The sequence below is a fragment of the Streptomyces sp. PL-29 genome, assembly GCF_058344425.1.
In genome coordinates this window covers 1,023,701-1,043,030 of record NZ_CP136996.1, presented here as the reverse complement: position 1 = coordinate 1,043,030, position 19,330 = coordinate 1,023,701, and the positions used below count along the sequence as shown (strand labels likewise).

Annotated in this window: 20 protein-coding genes; 11 read left to right on the top strand and 9 right to left on the bottom strand. The window is 73.2% G+C overall.

All coding sequences use genetic code 11. The features are described 5' to 3' along the window. Positions 1 to 6 precede the first annotated feature (6 nt). Positions 7 to 753, top strand: coding sequence for a hypothetical protein (locus R4Z63_RS04725; protein WP_157840319.1), 747 nt, complete (start codon positions 7 to 9; stop codon positions 751 to 753). A gap of 54 nt (positions 754 to 807) precedes the next feature. On the opposite strand, the gene R4Z63_RS04720 is transcribed toward R4Z63_RS04725, so the two are convergent. Then, the gene (locus R4Z63_RS04720; protein ID WP_384451861.1) at positions 808 to 1,632 is read right to left on the bottom strand and encodes a PhzF family phenazine biosynthesis protein; all 825 of its coding nucleotides are present in this window, start codon (positions 1,630 to 1,632) and stop codon (positions 808 to 810) included. A gap of 208 nt (positions 1,633 to 1,840) precedes the next feature. On the opposite strand from R4Z63_RS04720, the gene R4Z63_RS04715 reads away from it, so the two are divergent. After that, a complete protein-coding gene (locus R4Z63_RS04715; RefSeq protein ID WP_384451864.1) occupies positions 1,841 to 2,449 on the top strand; it encodes a PadR family transcriptional regulator in 609 nt (202 codons plus the stop codon). Positions 2,450 to 2,519: 70 nt separating this feature from the next. On the opposite strand, the gene R4Z63_RS04710 is transcribed toward R4Z63_RS04715, so the two are convergent. Beyond that, entirely contained in the window at positions 2,520 to 2,948 is a 429-nt protein-coding gene (locus tag R4Z63_RS04710) for a type II toxin-antitoxin system Rv0910 family toxin (protein WP_037929248.1), read from the bottom strand. A 179-nt stretch (positions 2,949 to 3,127) separates the two neighbouring features. On the opposite strand from R4Z63_RS04710, the gene R4Z63_RS04705 reads away from it, so the two are divergent. Next, the gene (locus tag R4Z63_RS04705; RefSeq protein ID WP_384451868.1) at positions 3,128 to 4,084 is read left to right on the top strand and encodes an EamA family transporter; all 957 of its coding nucleotides are present in this window, start codon (positions 3,128 to 3,130) and stop codon (positions 4,082 to 4,084) included. 160 nt (positions 4,085 to 4,244) lie between these two features. Further along, positions 4,245 to 5,228 carry a DMT family transporter gene (locus R4Z63_RS04700; protein ID WP_384451871.1) on the top strand — a complete coding sequence of 328 codons (984 nt, stop codon included), beginning with the start codon at positions 4,245 to 4,247 and terminating at the stop codon, positions 5,226 to 5,228. On the opposite strand, the gene R4Z63_RS04695 is transcribed toward R4Z63_RS04700, so the two are convergent. Continuing rightward, positions 5,210 to 5,908 (bottom strand): pyridoxamine 5'-phosphate oxidase family protein, encoded by a 699-nt coding sequence (locus R4Z63_RS04695; protein WP_384451874.1) that lies wholly within the window; start codon positions 5,906 to 5,908, stop codon positions 5,210 to 5,212. The genes R4Z63_RS04700 and R4Z63_RS04695 overlap by 19 nt on opposite strands. 37 nt (positions 5,909 to 5,945) lie before the next feature. Between R4Z63_RS04695 and R4Z63_RS04690 the strand changes: the two genes are divergently transcribed. Further along, complete coding sequence (locus R4Z63_RS04690) at positions 5,946 to 7,280, top strand: aminotransferase class I/II-fold pyridoxal phosphate-dependent enzyme (RefSeq protein WP_384451877.1); 1,335 nt, start codon at positions 5,946 to 5,948, stop codon at positions 7,278 to 7,280. Between the two features lie 89 nt (positions 7,281 to 7,369). Here the strand turns inward: R4Z63_RS04690 and R4Z63_RS04685 are convergent, their stop codons facing one another. Continuing rightward, the gene (locus R4Z63_RS04685; protein WP_384451880.1) at positions 7,370 to 7,627 is read right to left on the bottom strand and encodes a hypothetical protein; all 258 of its coding nucleotides are present in this window, start codon (positions 7,625 to 7,627) and stop codon (positions 7,370 to 7,372) included. Continuing rightward, the gene (locus R4Z63_RS04680) at positions 7,624 to 8,682 is read right to left on the bottom strand and encodes a DMT family transporter (RefSeq protein ID WP_384451883.1); all 1,059 of its coding nucleotides are present in this window, start codon (positions 8,680 to 8,682) and stop codon (positions 7,624 to 7,626) included. Before R4Z63_RS04680 ends, R4Z63_RS04685 begins: the two co-directional genes overlap by 4 nt. A 74-nt stretch (positions 8,683 to 8,756) precedes the next feature. On the opposite strand from R4Z63_RS04680, the gene R4Z63_RS04675 reads away from it, so the two are divergent. Continuing rightward, the gene (locus R4Z63_RS04675; protein ID WP_384451886.1) at positions 8,757 to 9,677 is read left to right on the top strand and encodes a LysR family transcriptional regulator; all 921 of its coding nucleotides are present in this window, start codon (positions 8,757 to 8,759) and stop codon (positions 9,675 to 9,677) included. A gap of 69 nt (positions 9,678 to 9,746) precedes the next feature. On the opposite strand, the gene R4Z63_RS04670 is transcribed toward R4Z63_RS04675, so the two are convergent. Further along, positions 9,747 to 10,205: a pyridoxamine 5'-phosphate oxidase family protein gene (locus R4Z63_RS04670; RefSeq protein WP_037929233.1), complete on the bottom strand. Its 459-nt coding sequence runs from the start codon at positions 10,203 to 10,205 to the stop codon at positions 9,747 to 9,749. A 76-nt stretch (positions 10,206 to 10,281) separates the two neighbouring features. Here R4Z63_RS04670 and R4Z63_RS04665 point away from each other — a divergent pair, with 76 nt between their 5' ends. Together R4Z63_RS04665 and R4Z63_RS04660 are read left to right on the top strand one after the other, a co-directional pair. Then, positions 10,282 to 10,902, top strand: coding sequence for a cysteine hydrolase family protein (locus R4Z63_RS04665; protein ID WP_384451889.1), 621 nt, complete (start codon positions 10,282 to 10,284; stop codon positions 10,900 to 10,902). A 303-nt stretch (positions 10,903 to 11,205) separates the two neighbouring features. Next, complete coding sequence (locus tag R4Z63_RS04660) at positions 11,206 to 11,634, top strand: subtilase-type protease inhibitor (RefSeq protein ID WP_037929227.1); 429 nt, start codon at positions 11,206 to 11,208, stop codon at positions 11,632 to 11,634. A 124-nt stretch (positions 11,635 to 11,758) separates the two neighbouring features. Here R4Z63_RS04660 and R4Z63_RS04655 read toward each other — a convergent pair whose 3' ends face one another. After that, the gene (locus R4Z63_RS04655; protein ID WP_384451893.1) at positions 11,759 to 13,189 is read right to left on the bottom strand and encodes a DUF2252 domain-containing protein; all 1,431 of its coding nucleotides are present in this window, start codon (positions 13,187 to 13,189) and stop codon (positions 11,759 to 11,761) included. Between the two features lie 195 nt (positions 13,190 to 13,384). Continuing rightward, positions 13,385 to 13,723 (bottom strand): carboxymuconolactone decarboxylase family protein, encoded by a 339-nt coding sequence (locus R4Z63_RS04650; RefSeq protein ID WP_384451896.1) that lies wholly within the window; start codon positions 13,721 to 13,723, stop codon positions 13,385 to 13,387. 344 nt (positions 13,724 to 14,067) lie between these two features. On the opposite strand from R4Z63_RS04650, the gene R4Z63_RS04645 reads away from it, so the two are divergent. Then, positions 14,068 to 15,702 carry an MFS transporter gene (locus tag R4Z63_RS04645; RefSeq protein ID WP_384451899.1) on the top strand — a complete coding sequence of 545 codons (1,635 nt, stop codon included), beginning with the start codon at positions 14,068 to 14,070 and terminating at the stop codon, positions 15,700 to 15,702. 21 nt (positions 15,703 to 15,723) lie between these two features. Here the strand turns inward: R4Z63_RS04645 and R4Z63_RS04640 are convergent, their stop codons facing one another. Further along, a complete protein-coding gene (locus R4Z63_RS04640) occupies positions 15,724 to 17,184 on the bottom strand; it encodes an MFS transporter (RefSeq protein ID WP_384451902.1) in 1,461 nt (486 codons plus the stop codon). Between the two features lie 54 nt (positions 17,185 to 17,238). On the opposite strand from R4Z63_RS04640, the gene R4Z63_RS04635 reads away from it, so the two are divergent. Continuing rightward, positions 17,239 to 18,084 carry a TetR/AcrR family transcriptional regulator gene (locus R4Z63_RS04635; protein ID WP_384451905.1) on the top strand — a complete coding sequence of 282 codons (846 nt, stop codon included), beginning with the start codon at positions 17,239 to 17,241 and terminating at the stop codon, positions 18,082 to 18,084. 364 nt (positions 18,085 to 18,448) lie between these two features. Further along, positions 18,449 to 19,057, top strand: a complete 609-nt coding sequence (locus R4Z63_RS04630; protein ID WP_384451908.1) for an NADPH-dependent F420 reductase — start codon at positions 18,449 to 18,451, stop codon at positions 19,055 to 19,057. Positions 19,058 to 19,330 lie beyond the last annotated feature (273 nt).

Genomic DNA, 19,330 nt, shown 5'->3' with positions numbered 1-19,330 from the left:
CGTGCGGTGGCTGTCATGGACTCGCTGGTGTCGTTCGCCCCGTTCCTCGTGCCCGTGATCAGTGGCCTCGTCGGCGGGGCCAGCCTCCTCATCCGGGACCGCCGCGAGGCGCGCAGCGCCGACCACAAGTACCGCAGACGGCTGGAGAAGGCCCAGCTGGAGATCCAGTTCATCACCGGCTGGATCCAGGCCAAGCAACTGGCCCCGTCGGACGGCCCCGATCCCGAGCCGGAGCCGGGGCGCTGGCTGGACGACTGCTACGCGTCGGTGCGGCGTGCCCAGGCCGAAGCGGGCGGGCGCCGCCGTTCCGGGCCGGTGTCGCTGCGGCGCCTGTTGCTGCTGGGCGAACTGGCGGGACCGGCCCGGAGCATGCGCGTCGCCTACTGGATCTGCCTCGCCCTGTTCAACCTGGCGCTCGCGTGGTGGGTGAACGCGCTCGTCTCGGGTGTGCCGGGCTTCCTGTACGAGGAGGGTGTCCCGGAGTCCGAGCAGGTCGGCTCCTACCTCCTGACGGCGTTGGTCCTCTTCGTGGTGTCGGCCGTCCTGTGGCTGTGGACGGTGCATCTGGGCGCGGCCGAGCCGGGGCAGGTCTACCGCAAGCGCATCGACTCGGGTGCCTGGGCGGAGACCGAGCGCAAGCGGCGCGACGCGACGCGCGCGAAAGCCGGCGCCAGGGTGCGCCCGGAGGCGGGCGCGGGTGCGAAGCCGGCGGACGCGGAGCGGGGCGGGTCATCCGGCGGGTCCTCCGGATGACCCGCCCCGCGGGCCGTGACCCACGGCCCGTGTCCGTGCCGCTTCCCGGGGCGGTCACGGGGCGATGAGGAGCTCCCCGTCCAGGACCGTGACCGCGTGGCCGGTCAGCAGGGTGCGGTCGCCTGCGAGAGTCACCCGAACAAGCCCCTGTCGGGCTCCGCCCTGGAGGCCGGTCAGCCCGGTGCGGCCCAGGCGCCGCGCCCAGAACGGGGCGAGTGCGGTGTGGGCGCTGCCCGTGACCGGGTCCTCGTCGATCCCGAAGGCCGGGAAGAAGCCCCGGGAGACGAAGTCGTACCCGCGGGAGGGGTCCTCGGCGGCGGCGGTGACGATCACACCCCGCTTGGCGAAGGCGCGCAGGGCGGCGTGGTCCGGCTCCAGCTCGCGGACGGTCTTCTCGTCGGCAAGCTCGACGAGGAGGTCGCCGACGTGCGCGGCGGTGTCGTGGACGGAGAGGACCGGTGCGCCGCCGAGTGCGTGCGCCACGGCGGGCGGCGTCGGGACCGCGGTCAGCGACGACGTCGGGAAGTCCATCGTGATCGTGCCGTCCGCGGCGGTCTCGGCGGTGAGGGCTCCGCATCGGGCGGAGAAGCGGATCAGTCCCCCGGCGAGTCCGCCGGTGGCCAGTACGTGCGCGGTGGCGAGGGTGGCGTGGCCGCACATGTCGACCTCGGCGGCCGGGGTGAACCACCGCAACGCCCAGTCGGCGTCCCCACCGGGCGGCAGCGGGTGGGCGAAGGCGGTCTCGGAGAGGTTCACCTCGGAGGCCACCTGCTGGAGCCAGGCGTCCGGGGGGAAGCCGCCCTCGTCGAGGAGCAGGACTCCGGCGGGGTTGCCGTGGAAGGGGCGGTCGGTGAAGGCGTCGACGATTCGGATGCGCATGGGCCGACGTTAGGACGGTTCCCCGATGGTCGACAAAGGCCAATCCGGGATGACTGGTCTCCCACCCGGGTTGCTCGGCGAAGCGGTTCGGCGGGGCGGTTCGGCGAGCAGTTTCCGATATATCGTTGACGGATCGCGATCGCTCATCGATAGTAGAGGCACCGGATAACCGGTGAAGTGGACACGACGTGGCGAGAGGGGTGCGGGCATGCATGCACACGGACAGCACGGGCACGAGCACGGGCGGGGGCACGGCCACTGCGGGCCGGACCGTCGGGAGGGTTTCCAGGGATTCCGTGCGGCCTTCGGCCCGTTCGGGCCGCCCTTCGGTGCGGGCCCCTTCGGTGGCCGCGGCGGTCGCGGGGGGTCGCGGGGGAGGGCTCGGCGCGGTGACGTGCGCGCCTCGATCCTGGCCCTGCTCGCCGACCGGTCCATGCACGGTTACGAGATGATCCAGGAGATCGGCGAGCGCAGCGGCGGGGTGTGGAAGCCCAGCCCGGGCTCGGTCTACCCGACCTTGAGCCTGCTGGAGGACGAGGGGCTCATCAGGAGTGAGAGCGAGGGCGGCAAGAAGCTGTTCACGCTCACCGAGGCCGGTCGCGCCGAGGCCGAGTCGGGGCCGGACGCGCCGTGGGAGGACGCGGGGAGGGGCTTCGATTTCGAGGCGATGCACGAGGTCCGGCAGGCCGGAGCGGGCGTGATGGAGGCCTTCGGGCAGGTTTTCAGGACCGGCACGCCCGAGCAGCGGGAGAAGGCGCTCGCGGTGCTGGGTGACGCCCGCAGGAAGCTCTACCTCATCCTGGCCGACGAGCACTGAGTGCGCCCGCCCGCGTGCGTACGGCGGCATGCGGGCGGGCGGGCGGGAGCGGGGCGATGTGGGCGTGGGGTCAGGCGACCAGGCCGGCGAGCTTGCGCAGCGACTCGTTCAGGGCGGCGGTGGCCGAGTCCTTCAGCTTGCCCGCCATCAGGGAGACAGCGGCACCGGTGAACTCGCCGTCGATGCGCACCGTGGTGGCTCCGCCGTCCGGGGTCAGGGTGTAGCGGGTCAGGACGGCGACGCCCATCGGGCCCTTGCCGGTGATGGCGAAGAGGCGCTGGTCCTCCAGCTCGGAGACGGTCCAGAGGACTTCGGCCGGGAAGCCCATCATCTTCATGTTCTCGGCGAAGGTGGATCCGACGGCCAGTGTCTGCGGACCGCCCTGCGGGAAGTCGGTGTGGGTCATGCTCCACTGTCCGTACGCGTCCCAGTCCGTCAGCTGGGACCAGAGCTTCGCGGCGGACGCCTCGATGCGTGATTCCGCGGTGACTTCGGCCATGCGGCCACCCCTTCTCGTCGGGTACGTGCGCGGAAGGTAACCTCGGCGACCGGAACATTCAATACTGACGAACCGTCAGATGTGTCGGATCCGCCGGAATCCGACGGTTGTGATCTCAGCTCTGTCTCAACAGGTGTCACGGCAGTGACGCTCCTGACCCGCCCTGTCATGATGACCGGATGCAAGCGTCAGGGAAGAACGCCGGACTGGGCCTCGCCCTCGTCTCGGCGTGTGCGTTCGGCGGTTCCGGAGTGGCTGCGAAGCCGCTGATAGAGGCGGGTCTGGACCCCCTCCACATGGTGTGGCTCAGAGTGGCCGGCGCGGCGCTCGTGCTGTCCCCGCTGGCTTGGCGCCACCGCAACCTCCTCCGGCGCAGGCCCGCGCTGCTCGCGGGTTTCGGTCTGGTCGCCGTCGCGGGCGTGCAGGCCTTCTACTTCGCCTCCCTGTCCCGTATCCCGGTGGGGGTGGCCCTCCTGCTGGAGTACCTGGGGCCGGCGCTGCTGCTCGGTTACATCCGCTTCGTCCAGCGCAGGCCCGTGACCCGCGGGGCCGCCGCCGGCGCGGCCGTGGCCGTCGTCGGCCTGGCCTGCGTGGTGGAGATCTGGGCCGGGCTGAGCCTGGATCTGCTCGGCGTGCTCTTCGGCCTCGCCGCCGCCTGCTGCCAGGCGTTCTACTTCGTCTTCGCCGACCAGGGCTCCGACGGCGAGGACGCTCCCGACCCGCTCGGAGTGATCGCCTACGGCATGCTCGTCGGCGCCCTGGTGATGACGGTGATCGCCCGACCGTGGGAGATCGACTGGCAGGTGCTGGGCGGGGAGGCGTCCGTCGGCGGGACGATGGTGCCGGCGCCTGCGTTGCTCGGCTGGGTCGTGCTCGTCGCGACCGTCTTCGCGTACGTGACCGGAGTGGTCTCGGTCCGCAGGCTCTCTCCCCAGATCGCGGGTGTGGTGGCCTTCCTGGAGGCCGTGGTGGCCACCGTGCTGGCCTGGGTCCTGCTCGGCGAGCACCTGTCGACCTGGCAGATCGTCGGTGGCGCCCTGGTGCTGGGCGGCGCCTTCATCGCGCAGTCCTCCCGACCGGCCCCGCAGCCCGTCGCCGAACCGCACCCGGTGGACCGGGAACCCACGAGAGCCTAGGCTGACGCCCATGCATGCGACCGTGCTTCCGCCTCCCGCGTTCTAGCGGGCGGCGCCTCCACGATGACGGCCCGGCCCGGGGAGCATCCGGGCGGGTCGGTGCTGCCCGCGAAGCGATGACCCGAACCACTCATCCTTCACGCACGCGCGGAGAACACACGTGTCGAACCACTCGCCCGCCGCCGGGCGCAGTCTGCTGTACCTCGTCGTCGCCGGAGCCGCCTGGGGCACCGCCGGGGCGGCCGCCTCCCTCCTCTTCCTGGCCAGTGACCTCGGTCCGCTCGCCCTGTCGTTCTGGCGGTGCGCGGGCGGGCTCGTCGTCCTGCTCGGAGTGCTCGCCCTGCGCCGGGCGCGCCCCGGGCGAGGGCGGGCCCGGCCGTCCGCGGGCGAGCCCTCGGTGGGCTCACTCGTCGTGACCGGGCTGCTGTTCACCCTTTTCCAGGCCGCCTACTTCGCCGCCGTGCGCGAGACCGGGTTGGCTGTCGGCACCGTGGTCACCCTCGGCGCCGGGCCCGTGCTCATCGCGCTCGGCGCCCGCTCCTGGATGGGTGAGCGTCTGGGCCGCGGCGGCACGGTCGCCGTCGTGGGGGCGCTCGCCGGACTCGCCGTCCTGGTCCTGGGCGGCGGCGGCGCCGAGGTGCGCCCGCGGGGTGTCGGGTGGGCGCTCGTGTCGGCCGCCGGGTACGCCGCGATGACCCTGCGGGCCCGCCGGCTCGGGCGCCGCGGTGCGGCCGGGGACCCGCTGGTGACCACCGCCTGGTCCGTCGCGGTGGGCGCGGTGTGCCTGCTCCCGCTCGCCGCCGCCGAGGGGCTGCTGCCGCACACCGCGGACCTGGGGCGGGTGCTGTGGCTACTGCTGTACGTCGCCACCGTGCCGACGGCGCTGGCGTACGCGCTCTACTTCACGGGTGCCGCCGCCGTCCGTGCCGCGACCGTGTCAGTGATCATGCTGATCGAACCGGTCAGCGCGGCGGCGATCGCCGTCCTCGTCCTCGGGGAGCGACTGACCGGCGCCGTCGTGCTGGGCACCGCACTGCTGCTGGCGGCGGTCGGCGCGTTGATCGTGGCGGAGTCCCGCCGTCCGGCGGGCGGGCCCGCCGGACCCGCCGCCGTGCGGCCGGCTCCTCAGAGCGCGGTGAGATAGTCCGGGACGGCGATGCCGGGGGCCAGGTCCGGGGCGGGCACGGGCGTCCCGTAGGTCGCGCCGACCGGGACCACGCCCGCCCAGTACGGCAGGCCCAGGTCCTCGGCGTCGTCGTTCGACGATCCCGTGCGGAGCTTCGCGGACACCTCGTCCAGGTCCACCCGGATCACCGCGGTGGCGGCGAGCTCCTTGGCGTCGGCCGGGCGCACGTCCCCGGAACGGCCCGGGGCGACGGCGTCGATCATGGCGTTCAGTGCCGTTCGGCACTCTGCCTCGTCCGTCACCTGGCGGGCGGTTCCGTGGACGACCACCGAGCGGTAGTTGAGCGAGTGGTGGAAGGCCGAGCGGGCCAGCACCAGGCCGTCGACGTGGGTGACGGTGACGCAGACGGGCAGCCCCGGGTCGGTCCGGCCGGCCGCCAGCAGCGGGCGGGAACCGGTGGAGCCGTGCAGGTAGAGCGACTCCCCGACCCGGGCGAACAGGGTCGGCAGCACCACCGGCGCGCCGTCGCGGACGTAGCCGAGGTGGCAGATGTAGGCCTCGTCGAGTATCGAGTGCACCGTCTCGCGGTCGTAGCGGGCCCGGTCGCGGGAGCGGGTGGGGACGGTGCGGTCGGTGGGCTCGTACGCACCGGGCGTCCCGGTGCTCTCCGTCGGCTGCGCGGCAGGCGTGGCGGTCATGGCGCGGACTCCATTGCACTAGTGCATAATGTGGTTTGTGCTAGGAGAATATCGGATCACCGGGCGTCGTACATCTGATATCGCCGCCAGTGTCGAGGCGGGCGTGGCTTCGGGCGAGCTGCCCCCCGGATCCCCGCTGCCGCCGATGCGGGAGCTGGCGGGGGTGCTGGGCGTCAACCCCAACACCGTGGCGGCCGCCTACCGGACACTGCGCGAACGCGGGGTCATCGAAACGGCCGGGCGGCGGGGGAGCCGGGTGCGCTCCCGCCCGTCGAGCACCCCGCGGGACGCGCTGAGGATGGTGCTCCCGGCGGGGGTGCGGGACGTCGCGCAGGGCAACCCCGACGTGTCCCTGCTCCCCGCGCTGGACGGGGCGCTGGCGGCCGCCGCCCGCCGCCACGGGCGGACACCGACGCTGTACGGCGCGGACCCCGTCGCGCCGGACCTGGCGCGGATCGCCCGAGCCGACTTCGACGCGGACGCGGTGCCGCCCGGGCCGGTCGCGGTGACCTCGGGCGCGCTGGACGCCATCGAACGGGTCCTGGCCGCCCACCTGAGGCCCGGGGACGCGGTGGCGGTCGAGGATCCGGGTTGGGGCGCCGTGCTGGACCTGGTTCCCGCCCTCGGGATGCGGCTGCTGCCGGTGGCCGTGGACGACGACGGGCCCCGCGTCGACGCGGCGGCCCGGGCCCTCGCGGCCGGGGCGCGGGCGCTGGTGGTGACCTCTCGTGCGCAGAACCCGACGGGCGCGGCCGTGAGCGGGGAACGGGCGGCAGAGTTGCGGGAGCTGCTCGCGCGGTATCCGGGAGTGCTGCTGATCGAGGACGATCACGGGCACGGCATTGTCGATCTGCCGGTGCACCCGCTGGGTGGGGTGACCCGGCACTGGGCGGTGATCCGCTCCACCGCCAAGGCCTACGGGCCCGACCTGCGGCTCGCGGTGCTGACCGGGGACGAGGTGACCCTGGACCGGGTGCGGGGGCGCCAGCGGCTGGGCCCCGGGTGGGTGAGTCGGCTGCTGCAGTACGCGATGGTGGAGCTGTGGACCTCGCACGCCGTGGACCGGGCCGCGGTCGCGCGGGCCTACGCGGAGCGGCGGGACGCCCTGGTCGAGGCCCTGTGGGAGCGGGGGGTGCGGGCGCACGGGCGCAGCGGGCTGAACGTGTGGGTGCCGGTGGCCGACGAGACGGTGGTCGTTGCCAGGCTGCTCGCCGCGGGATGGGGGGTGGCCCCGGGGGCCGCCTTCCGCGTCGAGGCGGGGCCGGGAGTGCGCCTGACGGTGTCCGGGCTCGACGTGGCCGAAGTCCCGGCGCTGGCCGACGCGGTGGTCGCGGCGGTCCGCCCCGGCGTGCCGGGCGGGCGCAACGACTGAGCACGGGCCTCGGGCGGCCGCGGCGCGCCCGTCAGGCCGGTTCCCGTCGCCCCGGTGGTCCTGCCGACAGGACCACCGGGGCGCGTGGGTCAGAGCGCCTCGAGCAGACCGCCCAGGGTGAAGACGAGGCCGCACAGCGCGGTCACCGAGGCCAGGAACCGGTAGTACGTGGCGGACGCGATCCGCTGCGCCGGGCCGAGATCGCCACGCGTGTGCAGGGCGAGCTCGGTGTTGGCGGCCGATCGGCGTGCCAGGGCGTCGGCGGCGCCGCGGATGTTCAGTGACACCCAGGCGCCCGCGAGGAGGGCGGCGGGCCCGATGAACAGCAGGACGACGGCCAGGCTCAAGAGGTGTCTCCTCGGAGGTATGAAGATCGGCCGGAGAGTAGCAGGCGGGGTCGGGCCTGCGTGCGGCGGGTGGGGCGGGTCTGGGTGAGGGCGGCGCCCGCCAGGACGATCGCGGCGCCGACCGGGGTGTTCCAGTGCAGTTGCTCGCCGAGGACCAGCACGCCGGCCGTGGTGGCGATGACCGGGATGAAGTAGGTGACCATCTGGGCGGTGGTCGGGCCGACCTCCGTCACCAGGCCGTACTGCATCTGCAGGGCCATGCCGGTGCCCAGGGCGCCCAGCGCGATCACCGACAGGGTCGGCCAGAGCGGGAACGAGGCCGGGGCCGCGGTGAACAGGGCACTGACCAGCGTGAGCTGGAGGGTGGAGAGCATGAGCTGCCCGCCGGTGAGGGCCACGGGGGAGCCCGGGGTGCCGGCCAGCGTGCGGCGGACGTAGATCCAGCCGATGGGGTAGCAGAACGAGGCCAGCAGGGCGAACGCCGTGCCCCTGGCATCGACGCCGGAGAAGCCGTGCCAGGCGCCGAGTACGGTCAGCACACCGAGGAAGCCGAGGCCCAGGCCGGCGAAGCGGCGGCGCGTCGGGCGGTCCTCGGAGAGGGCGACCAGCGACAGCGCCATGCCCCACAGCGGGGACGTGGCGTTGCAGATGCCGGCCAGGCTGGAGGGGATGCTCAGCTCCGCGTACGCGAAGAGCGAGAACGGCGCGGTGTTGAGCAGGAGCGCCGCGACGGTGAGGTGGCCCCAGGTACGCAGGCTCCGGGGCAGCGGCTCGCGGCGGACCAGCAGCACGGCCAGCAGCGCGACCGCACCGAACAGGACCCGGCCCAGCGCCACCTGGAAGGGCGCGTACGCCTCGGTGCCCACCTTGATCAGCAGGAAGCTGAAGCCCCAGACCACCGAGAGGAGGGCGAACCGCACGCGCCAGTCGAGGAGCCCGCGCCGGCGGGGGGCGGTGGTGGGGGAGGCGGCTGTGGCCGTGGCCGTGGTGGAGGCAGTGGCGGAGGCCGGTGCAGGGGGTTCAGGGGCCGGCCGAGGGGCGGCGGGTGCGCTCATGCCCCTTACTGTGCTGGCATCAACTTCGTAGGACAATCGAGATTTTCTCCGAGTGACGACGTAGCATCGCTTATATGTTGAACCTGGAGCGCCTTCGCACCCTCGACGCCCTCGCCCGACACGGCTCGGTCAGCGGCGCGGCCGATGGACTCCACGTCACCACCTCCGCCGTGTCCCAGCAGATGGCCAAGCTGGAGCGCGAGGTAGGACAGCCGCTGCTGGCGAAGAACGGCCGCGGAGTCCGGCTCACCGACGCCGGACGGCTCCTCGCCGACCACGCGGCCCGGATCATCTCCCAGGTGGAGCAGGCCCAGGCCGATGTCGAGGCCCAGCGCGGTCGTGCCGTCGGCGAGCTGCGCATCGGCGCCTTCCCCACCGCCATGCGCGGGCTGCTGCCCCAGGCCCTGACCGCACTGCGCGCCGGCCATCCGGACCTGCGGATCCGGGTGTGCGAGCAGGAGCCCGAGGAGAGCATGACGGCCGTCGTGCGCGGCGACCTCGACATGGCGCTCGCGATCGACTGGCACAACAAGCGCATGCCGGTGCCCGCGGAGCTCACCCGTACCCACCTGCTGGATGACTCCGTCGATATCGCGGTCCCGGCCGGTCACCGGCTGGCCGACCGGAGCGCCATTTCGCTCGCCGAGTTCGCCGACGACGAGTGGATCTCCTGGAACGAGGGCCAGTTCTGCCACGAGTGGCTGGTCTTCACCCTGCGCGGCACCGGAATCGAGCCGCGCATCGCGCACATCGCCGAGGAGCACCACACCCAGCTGGCCTTCGTCGAGGCCGGACTCGGGGTGTGCGTTGCGCCGAAGCTGGGCCGCGGCCCGGTGCCGCCGGGCGTGCGGCTGCTTCCCGTCTGCGACGCCGTACGCCGCCACGTGTACGCCGTCTGGCGTGCGGACGCCGACCGCCGGCCTTCCATCCGTGCTGCGGTCGATGCCCTGCGGACGACGGCGGCCGAGCTCCAGCCGGCGCAGGGCGTGTCGTGACGGCCCCGCCTGCTCCGCGGCGCCCGCGCCAGGTGCCCGCCGCGCCTGCCGCGGGTGCGTGGCGGGCTGTCAGATCTTGCGGAAGTCCCAGGAGACGACCGTGTCCGGAGTCAGGCGGATCCACGCGTGCCGGCCGTCGTGCGGCATCTGCGCGATCCCGAAGTTCTTGACGGGGAAGATTCGCTCGGGCTCCGTCAGTTCGGGGCAGGGCTCGCCCGTGCGCGGGGCCTCGCCCACGAAGACCGCGCTGCCGGACAGTTCGACCCCGCGCAGCTCGTCGTACGACTCGCCCGCGTCCACGACCACCGAAATCCGAGGGTCCTCACGCAGGTCCGCCCAGCGGCGGCTGCGGGTGATCGAGTACAGCCACAGCGAGCTGCCGTCCCACGCGAACCACAGGGCGCCCACGTGCGGGCGGCCGCCGGGCGAGACCGTCGCCACCCGGCAGGTCCGCTGCTCCCGCAGAAAGGCGTCGACTTCCGCCTCGCTCATCATGATGCGGCGGCCCCGCCGCTGAGTACCGTCCATAGGCCACGCACCCCTTCTCATCTGACTGTGTGTCAGGAATCATGAGGGCTCTTCCGACGCCACGCCAGGGGGAGTCATGCCGGATCTCGATCCCGCCACGACCGCGCTGCTCACCGTCGAGTGTCAGAACGGCGTCGTGGGTGAAGGGAGCGCGCTGCCCGAACTCGCCAGGGAGGCCCGGGACTCCGGGATGCTGGAGCGGGTGGCCGCACTGGTCGACGCCGCGCGCGGGGTGGGCGTGCAGGTGCTGCACGCGATCGCCGAACGGCGGCCGGACGGACGGGGGGCCAGCGCCAACGCGCGGCTCTTCCGGGCTGCCGGAAGGCTGCCCGTGCGGCAGTTGACCGGGAGTCGTGCGGTGGAGGTGGCCGCGCCCATCGCGGTGGCCGAGCGGGACCTCGTGGTGCGGCGGCTGCACGGGCTCTCGCCCATGGCCGGTACGGACCTGGACGCGCTCCTGCGCAATCTCGGGGTCCGCACCCTCGTCGTGACGGGGGTCTCCTCCAACATCGCCGTTCCGAACACGGTCTTCGACGCCGTGAACCTCGGCTATCGGGTCGTGGTCCCGGCCGACGCCATCGCCGGCGTGCCCGCTTCCTGCACCGCCGAGGTGATCCGCAACTCGCTCGCGCTGGTGGCGGACATCACCACGACCGAGGCCCTGCTGGGCGAATGGGCCCCCGCGAGCCGCTCCTGAGCGCCTGCATCCGGACAAGCTGGGTGGCCGTCCGGTGAACCGGGGCCGCCCCGGAGCGGTGCGGCGTCCGCAACGGTGCACGTCACCGTCCCGGGCCGTCCGCGGTCACACGGAGTGACGGTTCGATGGCACCCCGTCTGAGCTGCTCGAATGGCCATGCGATATCCGTTATACGAACGGGGTGTCCGTAAAGCGGTCATCGAGATGCGGTGCGCCTTGGAGTCGGCGAGGCTTTGCGGCGACGGAACGCGATACCGAAAGTAATCATCGCGTTCAACCATTGAATCGAAAGAGAGTTGTCCCGTGCGTTACCGTCGCTCCGCCGCCGTCTCCGCCGCCGCGCTCCTCTGTCTGGCCGGTGCCGCCGGCATCGCGCAGGCTCAGCCCGAGAGCCTGTACGCCCCCTCCGCCCTGGTCCTCAGCGTCGCCCAGGGGGACGGTGTCACCGCGTCCACCGTCGTCCGCGCCACCACGGTCAGCTGCGCCCCCGGTGCCCAGGGGACGCACCCCGACCCCGAAGCCGCGTGCGCGGCCCTCAGGTCCACCGGCGGCACCTTCGAGCCGCTGCTGTCCACGCCGGACGAGGACCGGGCGTGCCCGATGCACTACGCCCCCGTCACCGTGTCCGCGGTCGGTGTGTGGGAGGGCCGCCGCGTGGCCTGGGACCACACTTTCGCCAACTCCTGCACCATGGCGGCGACCCTGAACGACGGCGCGGTCTTCGCCTTCTGATCCGGTACACCCCGCCCGACGGCGCCGCGGCAGGCGGCGCCGTCCGGCCGCGACCGCTCCCCAAGGGCCGCTAGGTCCCCAAGGCCCCAAGCGTCGGACGGGCCCGGGCGACCGGCCGCGCAGGTCAGGCGGCCGGGAGCACCTCGGCGGGCAGGCGGCCCGCCCGCACCGCGTCGACCAGGGCCTGGTGATCACGCTCGTTCTGGTCGGCGTACGCCTCGGCGAACTCGGCGAGCGCCCGGTCGAAGACATTGCCCCGGCCCAGGTACGCGGCGATCGCCACCCGGTCGCCGGACCGCGCGTGGGCGCGCGCCAGGGTCATCCCGCAGGCGTTTCCGAAGGTCTCCAACTGCGCGGGCGACATCGTCTCCGGCATCGCGATGCCCTTCCAGTCGCGCAGTTGTCGCACGTAGAAGTCCCGTTTCCTGCCGTCGATCCCGTCCACCCGCTCCCATCCCAGGAAGATGTCGCTCGCCGCCTGCATCAAGCGCTGCCCCGAGACCACGCGTTCCCCCTGGTTCCGGTACAGGCTGGCACCGACGTGGTCGGCGAGCACGGAGGTGTCGGCCTCCTTGGCCTGGAGGAACAGCGGGTCGCGACCGTCCCTGCCGAGCAGGAGCAGGATCCAGCACCGGGTGCCGACGCTACCGACGCCGACCACCTTTCGGGCGACGTCCACCAGGCTGTAGTCCTCCAACAGCGCCCGCCGGTTGCTCTCCAGCGTGCGGCCGTACTGGCCGACCAGCCGGCCCAGCCGGTCCACGAGCTCGTCCCGCTCGGAATCCGGCAGCAGGTCGGCGAGCGGCACCAACAGCGGGGGGTCCGCCGCGATCCTCGGCCGGCCGTCGACCACCTCGGTGAGCTTGTCGAAGACCTGCAGGTTGTCCCGCGACCGTGCCTTCCCCATCGCCGTGGCCAGCTTCTTGCGGCCCCGCTTGTCGAGCTGTTCGTCGACGAGGGCCTGAAGACCCTCCGCGTCGATCTTCGAGTACCAGACGCCGAGATTGCCCATCCCGGCGAAGCCGGACATGGCCTCGCGGTACGAGCGCACCGCGGAGTTCACGATGCGGGCGCGCTCGGCCTCGTCGAAGCCGTTCGCCCGGGCGGCGATGACAAGACTCGCGGAAAGCCGCTTGACGTCCCACTCCCAAGGGCCGGGCAGCGTCTCGTCGAAGTCGTTGATGTCGAACATCAGCCGCCGCTCCGGGGAGGCCAGCAGCCGGAAGTTCAGCAGGTGCGCGTCCCCGCAGAGCTGCACCGAGATGCCCGAGTCCGGGCTGCCGGCCAGGTCGGACGCCATGATGGCGGCGGCTCCCCGGTAGAAACGGAACGGAGACTCCGTCATCCGGGCGTAGCGGATCGGGACCAGCTCCGGCACCCGCGTCGCGGACTGCGCCTCCAGGATTGCCAAGGGGTCGGGCCGGTCCCGACGCGGCTGGTACACGGCGTGCCCCGACCGGGGGCAGCGGCGACGGGCGTCCCTGCCCATCGCGCTGCGCTCCTCGGGCGTGGCACCGGGCACCGCGCGCATCGCGGTGATCGCGTTCCGGGACATGGGGCTCTCCTGACTGCCTGGCCGGACCGGTCTGCCCGTCCGCGTGACCGGCTGCCGGTGCCGCGGACCGCCCGACACCGCCGGCGGTCGGACACGGTCGCTGGGATACCGGGTGCGGCCGGCCCCGCCCGCACCCCGGGGAATCGGCCGGGCCGGGTCCCCGGGGTCCTGCGTACGACCGCTGGCCGCTCCGGCTCAGCCCATACCGTCCATCTGCGCCTCGGCCTCCGCCTCGGCGACGGCTATGGCCACACCGAGCGCCCTGGTGATGTTGCCCGCCGCCGTCATCACGCGGGCGGTGCCGACGATCGGGGCGATGGCGACCAGGACGTCCTGCAACTGCTCGGCCGTCAGCCCGGCCTTGAGGGCGGGGTCGATGTGCGCGACGTAGGAGATCGGCGGGGCGTCCGAGGCGGCGAGGGCCGCGATCCGGACGAGGAGCAGCATGCTCGGGTCCATCCCGCAGCGCTCCAGCGAATCGCCGGTCATGGCGGCGAGGGTGTCCAGAACCGGGGTGTCAGATGCAGTGGACATGTCGCATGCCCTCCTGGGGTGTTGTCGCGCCGGGCGCGGTGGCTGGGGCCGAGGGAGCGGCCGCCCCGAGTCCCGGCACGCAGCCTCGTCCTCAACTCTAGGTCTGCCGCCCGCCGGGCGCGCGAGGGCGCCCGGCGGGTCACCGCACGGAGTGGGTGCGGTACGCAGGGGCGTCTCCGGCAGGGGCGTGCGGCCGCGCGGCCCGGGCCCGGGCCGCCGCCGTACCCCGGCCCTCCGCCGCACGCCGGCTCCGCGCCCCGACGCCCCGGTGGCCGACTGCCCGTCCGGCTGACTCCCGGGCGGGTCGTCGCGCCACCCCCGCGGCCGGCTGGAAGCATGCCCCCATGGCATCCAGGGCAGGGACGGCGACAGGAAACCCGTCGAAGGGGCGACTCGTCCTGACGACACTGGCCGCGGGCCAGTTCCTGATGGCGCTGGACAGCTCCGTCATGAACGTCTCCATCGCCACGGTCGCCGGGGACCTCGGTACGACGGTGACCGGCATCCAGGGCGCCATCACGGCCTACACCCTCGTGATGGCCATGCTCATGATCCCCGGCGGCAAGGTCGGGGTGCTGATCGGCCGCAAACGCGCCTTCCTGATCGGCTGCGTCATCTACGGCTGCGGCTCACTCGTCACGTCCGTCGCACCGAACCTGACCGTGCTGCTGCTCGGATGGTCCTTCCTGGAGGGCGTCGGGGCGGCCCTCATCCTGCCGGCGATCGTGGCGCTGGTCGCCGGGAACTTCCCCGTGGAACGCCGTCCCGCCGCCTACGGGCTCGTCGCGGCGGCCGGCGCCATCGCCATCGCGCTCGGTCCCCTGATCGGCGGGATCGCCACGAGCTACTTCTCCTGGCGGTGGGTCTTCGCCGGTGAGGTGCTCATGGTGATCGGCATCCTCGTGCTCGCCCGCCCCGTCGTGGACGCCGTGAGCGAGGAACGCCCGCGCATCGACCTCGTCGGGGTCGTCCTGTCGGCGCTGGGCCTCGGGACCTTCGTCTACGGGGTGCTCCGATCGGACGAGTGGGGCTGGTTCCGGCCGACCGACGGCGGACCCGGGCTGTTCGGGATCTCCCTGACCCTGTGGCTCATGCTGCTGGGCCTGTTCCTGGTCTGGCTCTTCCTCCGCTGGGAGGGCCGTCTGGTCAAGCGGCGCCAGGAGCCGCTCGTCGACCCGGTCATGCTGCAGAACAAGCAGCTCACCGGCGGGCTGACCATGTTCTTCTTCCAGTACCTCGTGATGATGGGCGTCTTCTTCGTCGTCCCGCTCTACCTGTCCGTCGCGCTCGGCCTGTCAGCGCTGGCCACCGGCGTCCGGCTGCTGCCGCTGTCGCTCACCCTGCTGGCCGCGGCGACGCTGATCCCGCGCTTCCTCCCGGACGTCTCGCCGCGTCGCGTGGTCCGACTCGGGACCCTCGCCCTGCTCGCGGGCGCGGTGATCCTGCTCGGCGCGCTCGACACGGACGCCGGAGCGGAGGTGGTCACCCTCCCCCTGCTGCTGATCGGGTTCGGCATGGGCGCACTGGCCTCCCAGCTGGGCGCGGTCACCGTGTCCGCGGTGCCGCAGGCGCAGTCCGCCGAGGTCGGCGGCGTCCAGAACGCCGTCACCAACCTCGGCTCGTCGATCGGCACGGCACTCGCCGGATCCATCATGATCGCGACGCTCACCTCCTCCTTCCTGACCAGCGTTCAGGAGAGCCCGGCCGTCCCGAGCACCGTCAAGAGCCAGGCGACCGTCCGGCTCGCGTCCGGCGTGCCGTTCCTGTCGGACGCCCAGTTGCAGAGCGCCCTCGCCGAAGCCGGGGTCAGCCCGGAGGTGGCCGACGCCGCGGTCGCGGCGAACGAGGCGGCCAGGGTCGACGGCCTGCGCGCGGCCCTCTCCGTCCTGGCCTTCGCCGCGCTCCTCGCACTCTTCTTCACCCAGCGCATCCCGACCGTGCAGCCCTCCGGGGCGGAGCCGGGCGCGCCGCCGGCGTGAGCCCCGGAGCGGCGGCCGCGCTCAGTGGTCTGCGGCTGCCCGCGGGTGGGGTGCGGGCCGGGCGGGGAGCCGGTAGGAGGCGAGCAGCGCGACCGCGAGGAGGGCGGCCGCCGCCCATGCGGTCCCGGCCAGCGCCCCGCCCGGTGTGCGGCCGTGGTCACCACAGGCGGCCCACACCGTGACCAGCAGAGCGACACCGACCGAGTTGGCAAGCTGCTGCACGGCGTTGAGCACACCGGCGGCCGATCCGGTCTCCGGCTCCGAGACGCTGACGAGAACCACGTCGAACAGCGGCGGGATCACCAGTCCCATGCCCATGCCGATCACCAGGGTCGCCGGAAGCAGCCGCCAGCCGCTGGTGACCCACGAGGCCGGCCCGGCAAGGGCAGCCAGCAGGACCAGGCCGCACACGGTCACGACGATGCCCGCCTGGATCGCCCGCCGTCCGCTGCGTTCCGCCAGGGCTTGGCCCGGGCCGGCGGTGAGGACGATGCCCGCGGCGAGCGGCGCGACGGCGTATCCGGCGCCTTGGGGGGACAGCCCCAGGGGGCCCTGGAGGAAGAGCGAGAGCACCAGCATGAGACCGCTGAAGGCGGCGTAGAAGGCGGTGACCACCAGGAGGCCGCCGGTGTAGCCGCGGTTGCGCAGCAGGCTGGGCAGGACCAGCGGCGAGGGCCGTCGAGGCTGGAGCCGGGCGAAGAGGACGAAGCCCGCGGCACCCGCGGCCATCAGCCCCGGACACCACCACGGCCAGCCGTACCCCGCCCCTTGCACCAGCGGGAAGATCACCGCGGCCGATGCCGCAGCGGTGAGCAGCATCCCGGGTACGTCCATGCGCAGCCCGGGGTCGGCCGGTGACCGGCGGATCCAGCGCACCGCGCCGGCTGCGGTGAGGAGTCCGACCGGCAGGTTCACCAGGAAGATCGCCCGCCAGCCCGTACCGAGCGGGTCCGCCCCGACGAGCATGCCGCCCAGGACCGGTCCGCCGACCGCGCACAACCCGAGAACAGGCCCGAAGAAGCCGAGCGCCCGGCCCAGTTCAGCCCCCTCGAAGGTCTCCTTGAGGATGCCGAAGCCCTGAGGCAGGAGGAGTGCGCCCAGAGCACCCTGGAGCACCCTCCCGCCGATGAGCCAGCCGGGCGTGGTGGCCAGGGAGCACACGGCCGAGGCCGCGGTGAAGCCGAGCGTGCCGATCAGGAACAGGCGGTGGCGCCCGTAGCGGTCTCCGAGCCGCCCCGCCGTGATCAGCAGGACCGCGAACGGCAGGGTGTAGGCCGCCTGTAGCCACTGGCTCAGCGCGGGCCCGCCGCCCAGACCGGCGGCGATCGCAGGAGCGGCGATGCTCGTGATGGTCGCGTCGAGCATGTCCATCACGTCGGCGGCGAGTACGACGGCGAGGACTGCCCATCGATAGCGGTGGGGCTGCGACGGCTGGGGAGGGGTGGGCGCCACAACCTGCGGCGAACGTTGTTCGTTGGTCATGGCGAACAACGTTCGTGGCGAACAGTGTTCGTTGTCAAGTGCTAGGCTGCCGCCATGAGTTCTCCGGCACGTGGCACCCGTTCCCTTCCCGCCAAGCCAGCGCTCAGCGAGCAGTCCGTGGTACGGGCGGGACTGCAAGTCCTGCGCGAGGAGGGACTGACATCGGTCACGATGCGCCGGGTGGCGGCGCGACTCGACACCGGACCCGCTTCGCTGTACGTGTACGTGACCGGGCGGGAGGAACTGCTGCGACTCATGTTCGATGCCGTGGTCGCCACCGTCCCCCTGCCCGAGGCCTCCGCCCCCGCGGCCAGGGGGAGCGAAGCTCCCTCCTCCGGCGGCTCGGGGGCCGGCGCGGGCTGGCGGGAGGCGCTGGCGGCGACCATCGCCGGGGCGGTGCGCGCCTTGAGCGAGTACCCCGGGCTCGCCCGGGTCTCCCTGGGGCACATTCCCACCAGCCCCGCCTGGCTCGACCTCTTCGATCGCGTGCTGGGGCTGTTGCTGGCCGGCGGAGTGGAGCGGCAGCGGGCCGCCTGGGGCTGCGATCTCATCGCGTTGTACATCGGTGCGGCTTCCTACGAGGTCGAGCTTCCGACGCCGCCAGGGAGTTCCGGATCCGACGGACAGGCCGGGTCCGCCCCCGACCCGGCCGCGGGGGGCCGTCTGCAGCAGGCGTTGGATCACCGGCATGCCGCCGCGGACATCGACGCGGCGCTGGACGCACTGGATCCCGTGCGTCATCCCCACCTCGCCGCGTCGGCGGGCCAGCTCCGCTCGGGCACTGCCGAAGAGCGGCTCGATCTGGGGGTGCGGGTCCTCATCGAGGGGCTCGCACCACGCGCGCACATCGACTCCGACCGCCTCGGGGACGACCGCACCGCGCAGCCGGGGACCGGCTGAACCCCGACCGCCGGCCCGCCGGCCCGCTGTCCCGCGCCGACCACGCGGGGCAAGAGCGCGACGGCCGGGCGAAAGGGCAACGGCCCCCGAAGTCCTGTGCGCCGCATACGGGCTCTCCGCCGTGAGGGTGCCCTTCGACGGGGGCGAGGGAAGCGGCGGTTGAGGATCCATCGTCCCGAGCAGCCCGGGCCGGGCCGGCCGGGGACGCCCAGCTGCCCCTCGCCCCGCGCACGGAACCGGAGGCGGCCGTCGGACGGGCGGCTGTGGATTTCCGGTGCGGCGCCGACGACACTGCCGCACCCGGGTGGCTCAGCCGGCGGGGCGCGGGGATGTGGGACCGCCGGAGGTGTGTGACCGTCGAGTCATGAACGTCGGAATCATTGGCGCCGGTCGTCTCGGCTCTGCTCTGGCCGGGGTGCTCACCCGCGCGGGGCACCAGGTCAAGCTGGCCGGCTCGCGCACCCCGGAGAAACTGACCGCGCTCGTCGACGAGCTCGGCGACAACGCCACCGCCGGAACAGCCCAGGAGGCCGCCGACTTCGGCGATGTCGTCGTCCTGGCCGTCCAGTGGGACCAGAAGGAGAGCGCGGCGGCCTCGGTCGCCTCCTGGCGGGGGCGGACCGTGCTGGTACCGCTCAACCCGCTCCGGGAGACCGCCGGCGGACTGGAGATCGTCGACACCGGGGGCCGCCCGCCCACCGAGGTCGTCGCCTCGCTCGTCCCCGGCGCCCTCGTGGTCAAGGGCTTCAACACCTACCTGGCGCAGGTCCTCACCGAGGATCCCGCCGTCAAGGGCGGCCGGCGCATCGTCCTGCTCGCGGGGGACGACGCCGGCGCCAAGCGCAGGGTCGCCGATCTCGCCGACAGCGCCGGCTTCCAGGCCGTCGACACCGGAAGCCTTGCCCAGGGCGCCCCGCTGTTCGACAGCGGCGGTCCGCTCAACGGCCTGGACCGGGACCTCGTAGCCCTCTGACCTTCTCCGGCACCGGGGGACCGGAGTCCGTCACGACCCCGGCTCGACGGCTCGCAGACTCATCGCCGGCGATCACTCTCGATTACCATGTTCCCCTCATGCCGGAAGCCGGCAGCACGGGGGCCGCGATACCGCCGTGGGTACGTCGGGGGCGCGGGGAGACGGGCTCGCCGGCCGGGACTCCCCGGATTCTCCCAGCGCCGCAGCGCCGTTGACCCGTGATTCCTGCCTCTGCGCTCCGGAGCAGTCGTCCGCGGATCGTAGGGCTGAAGA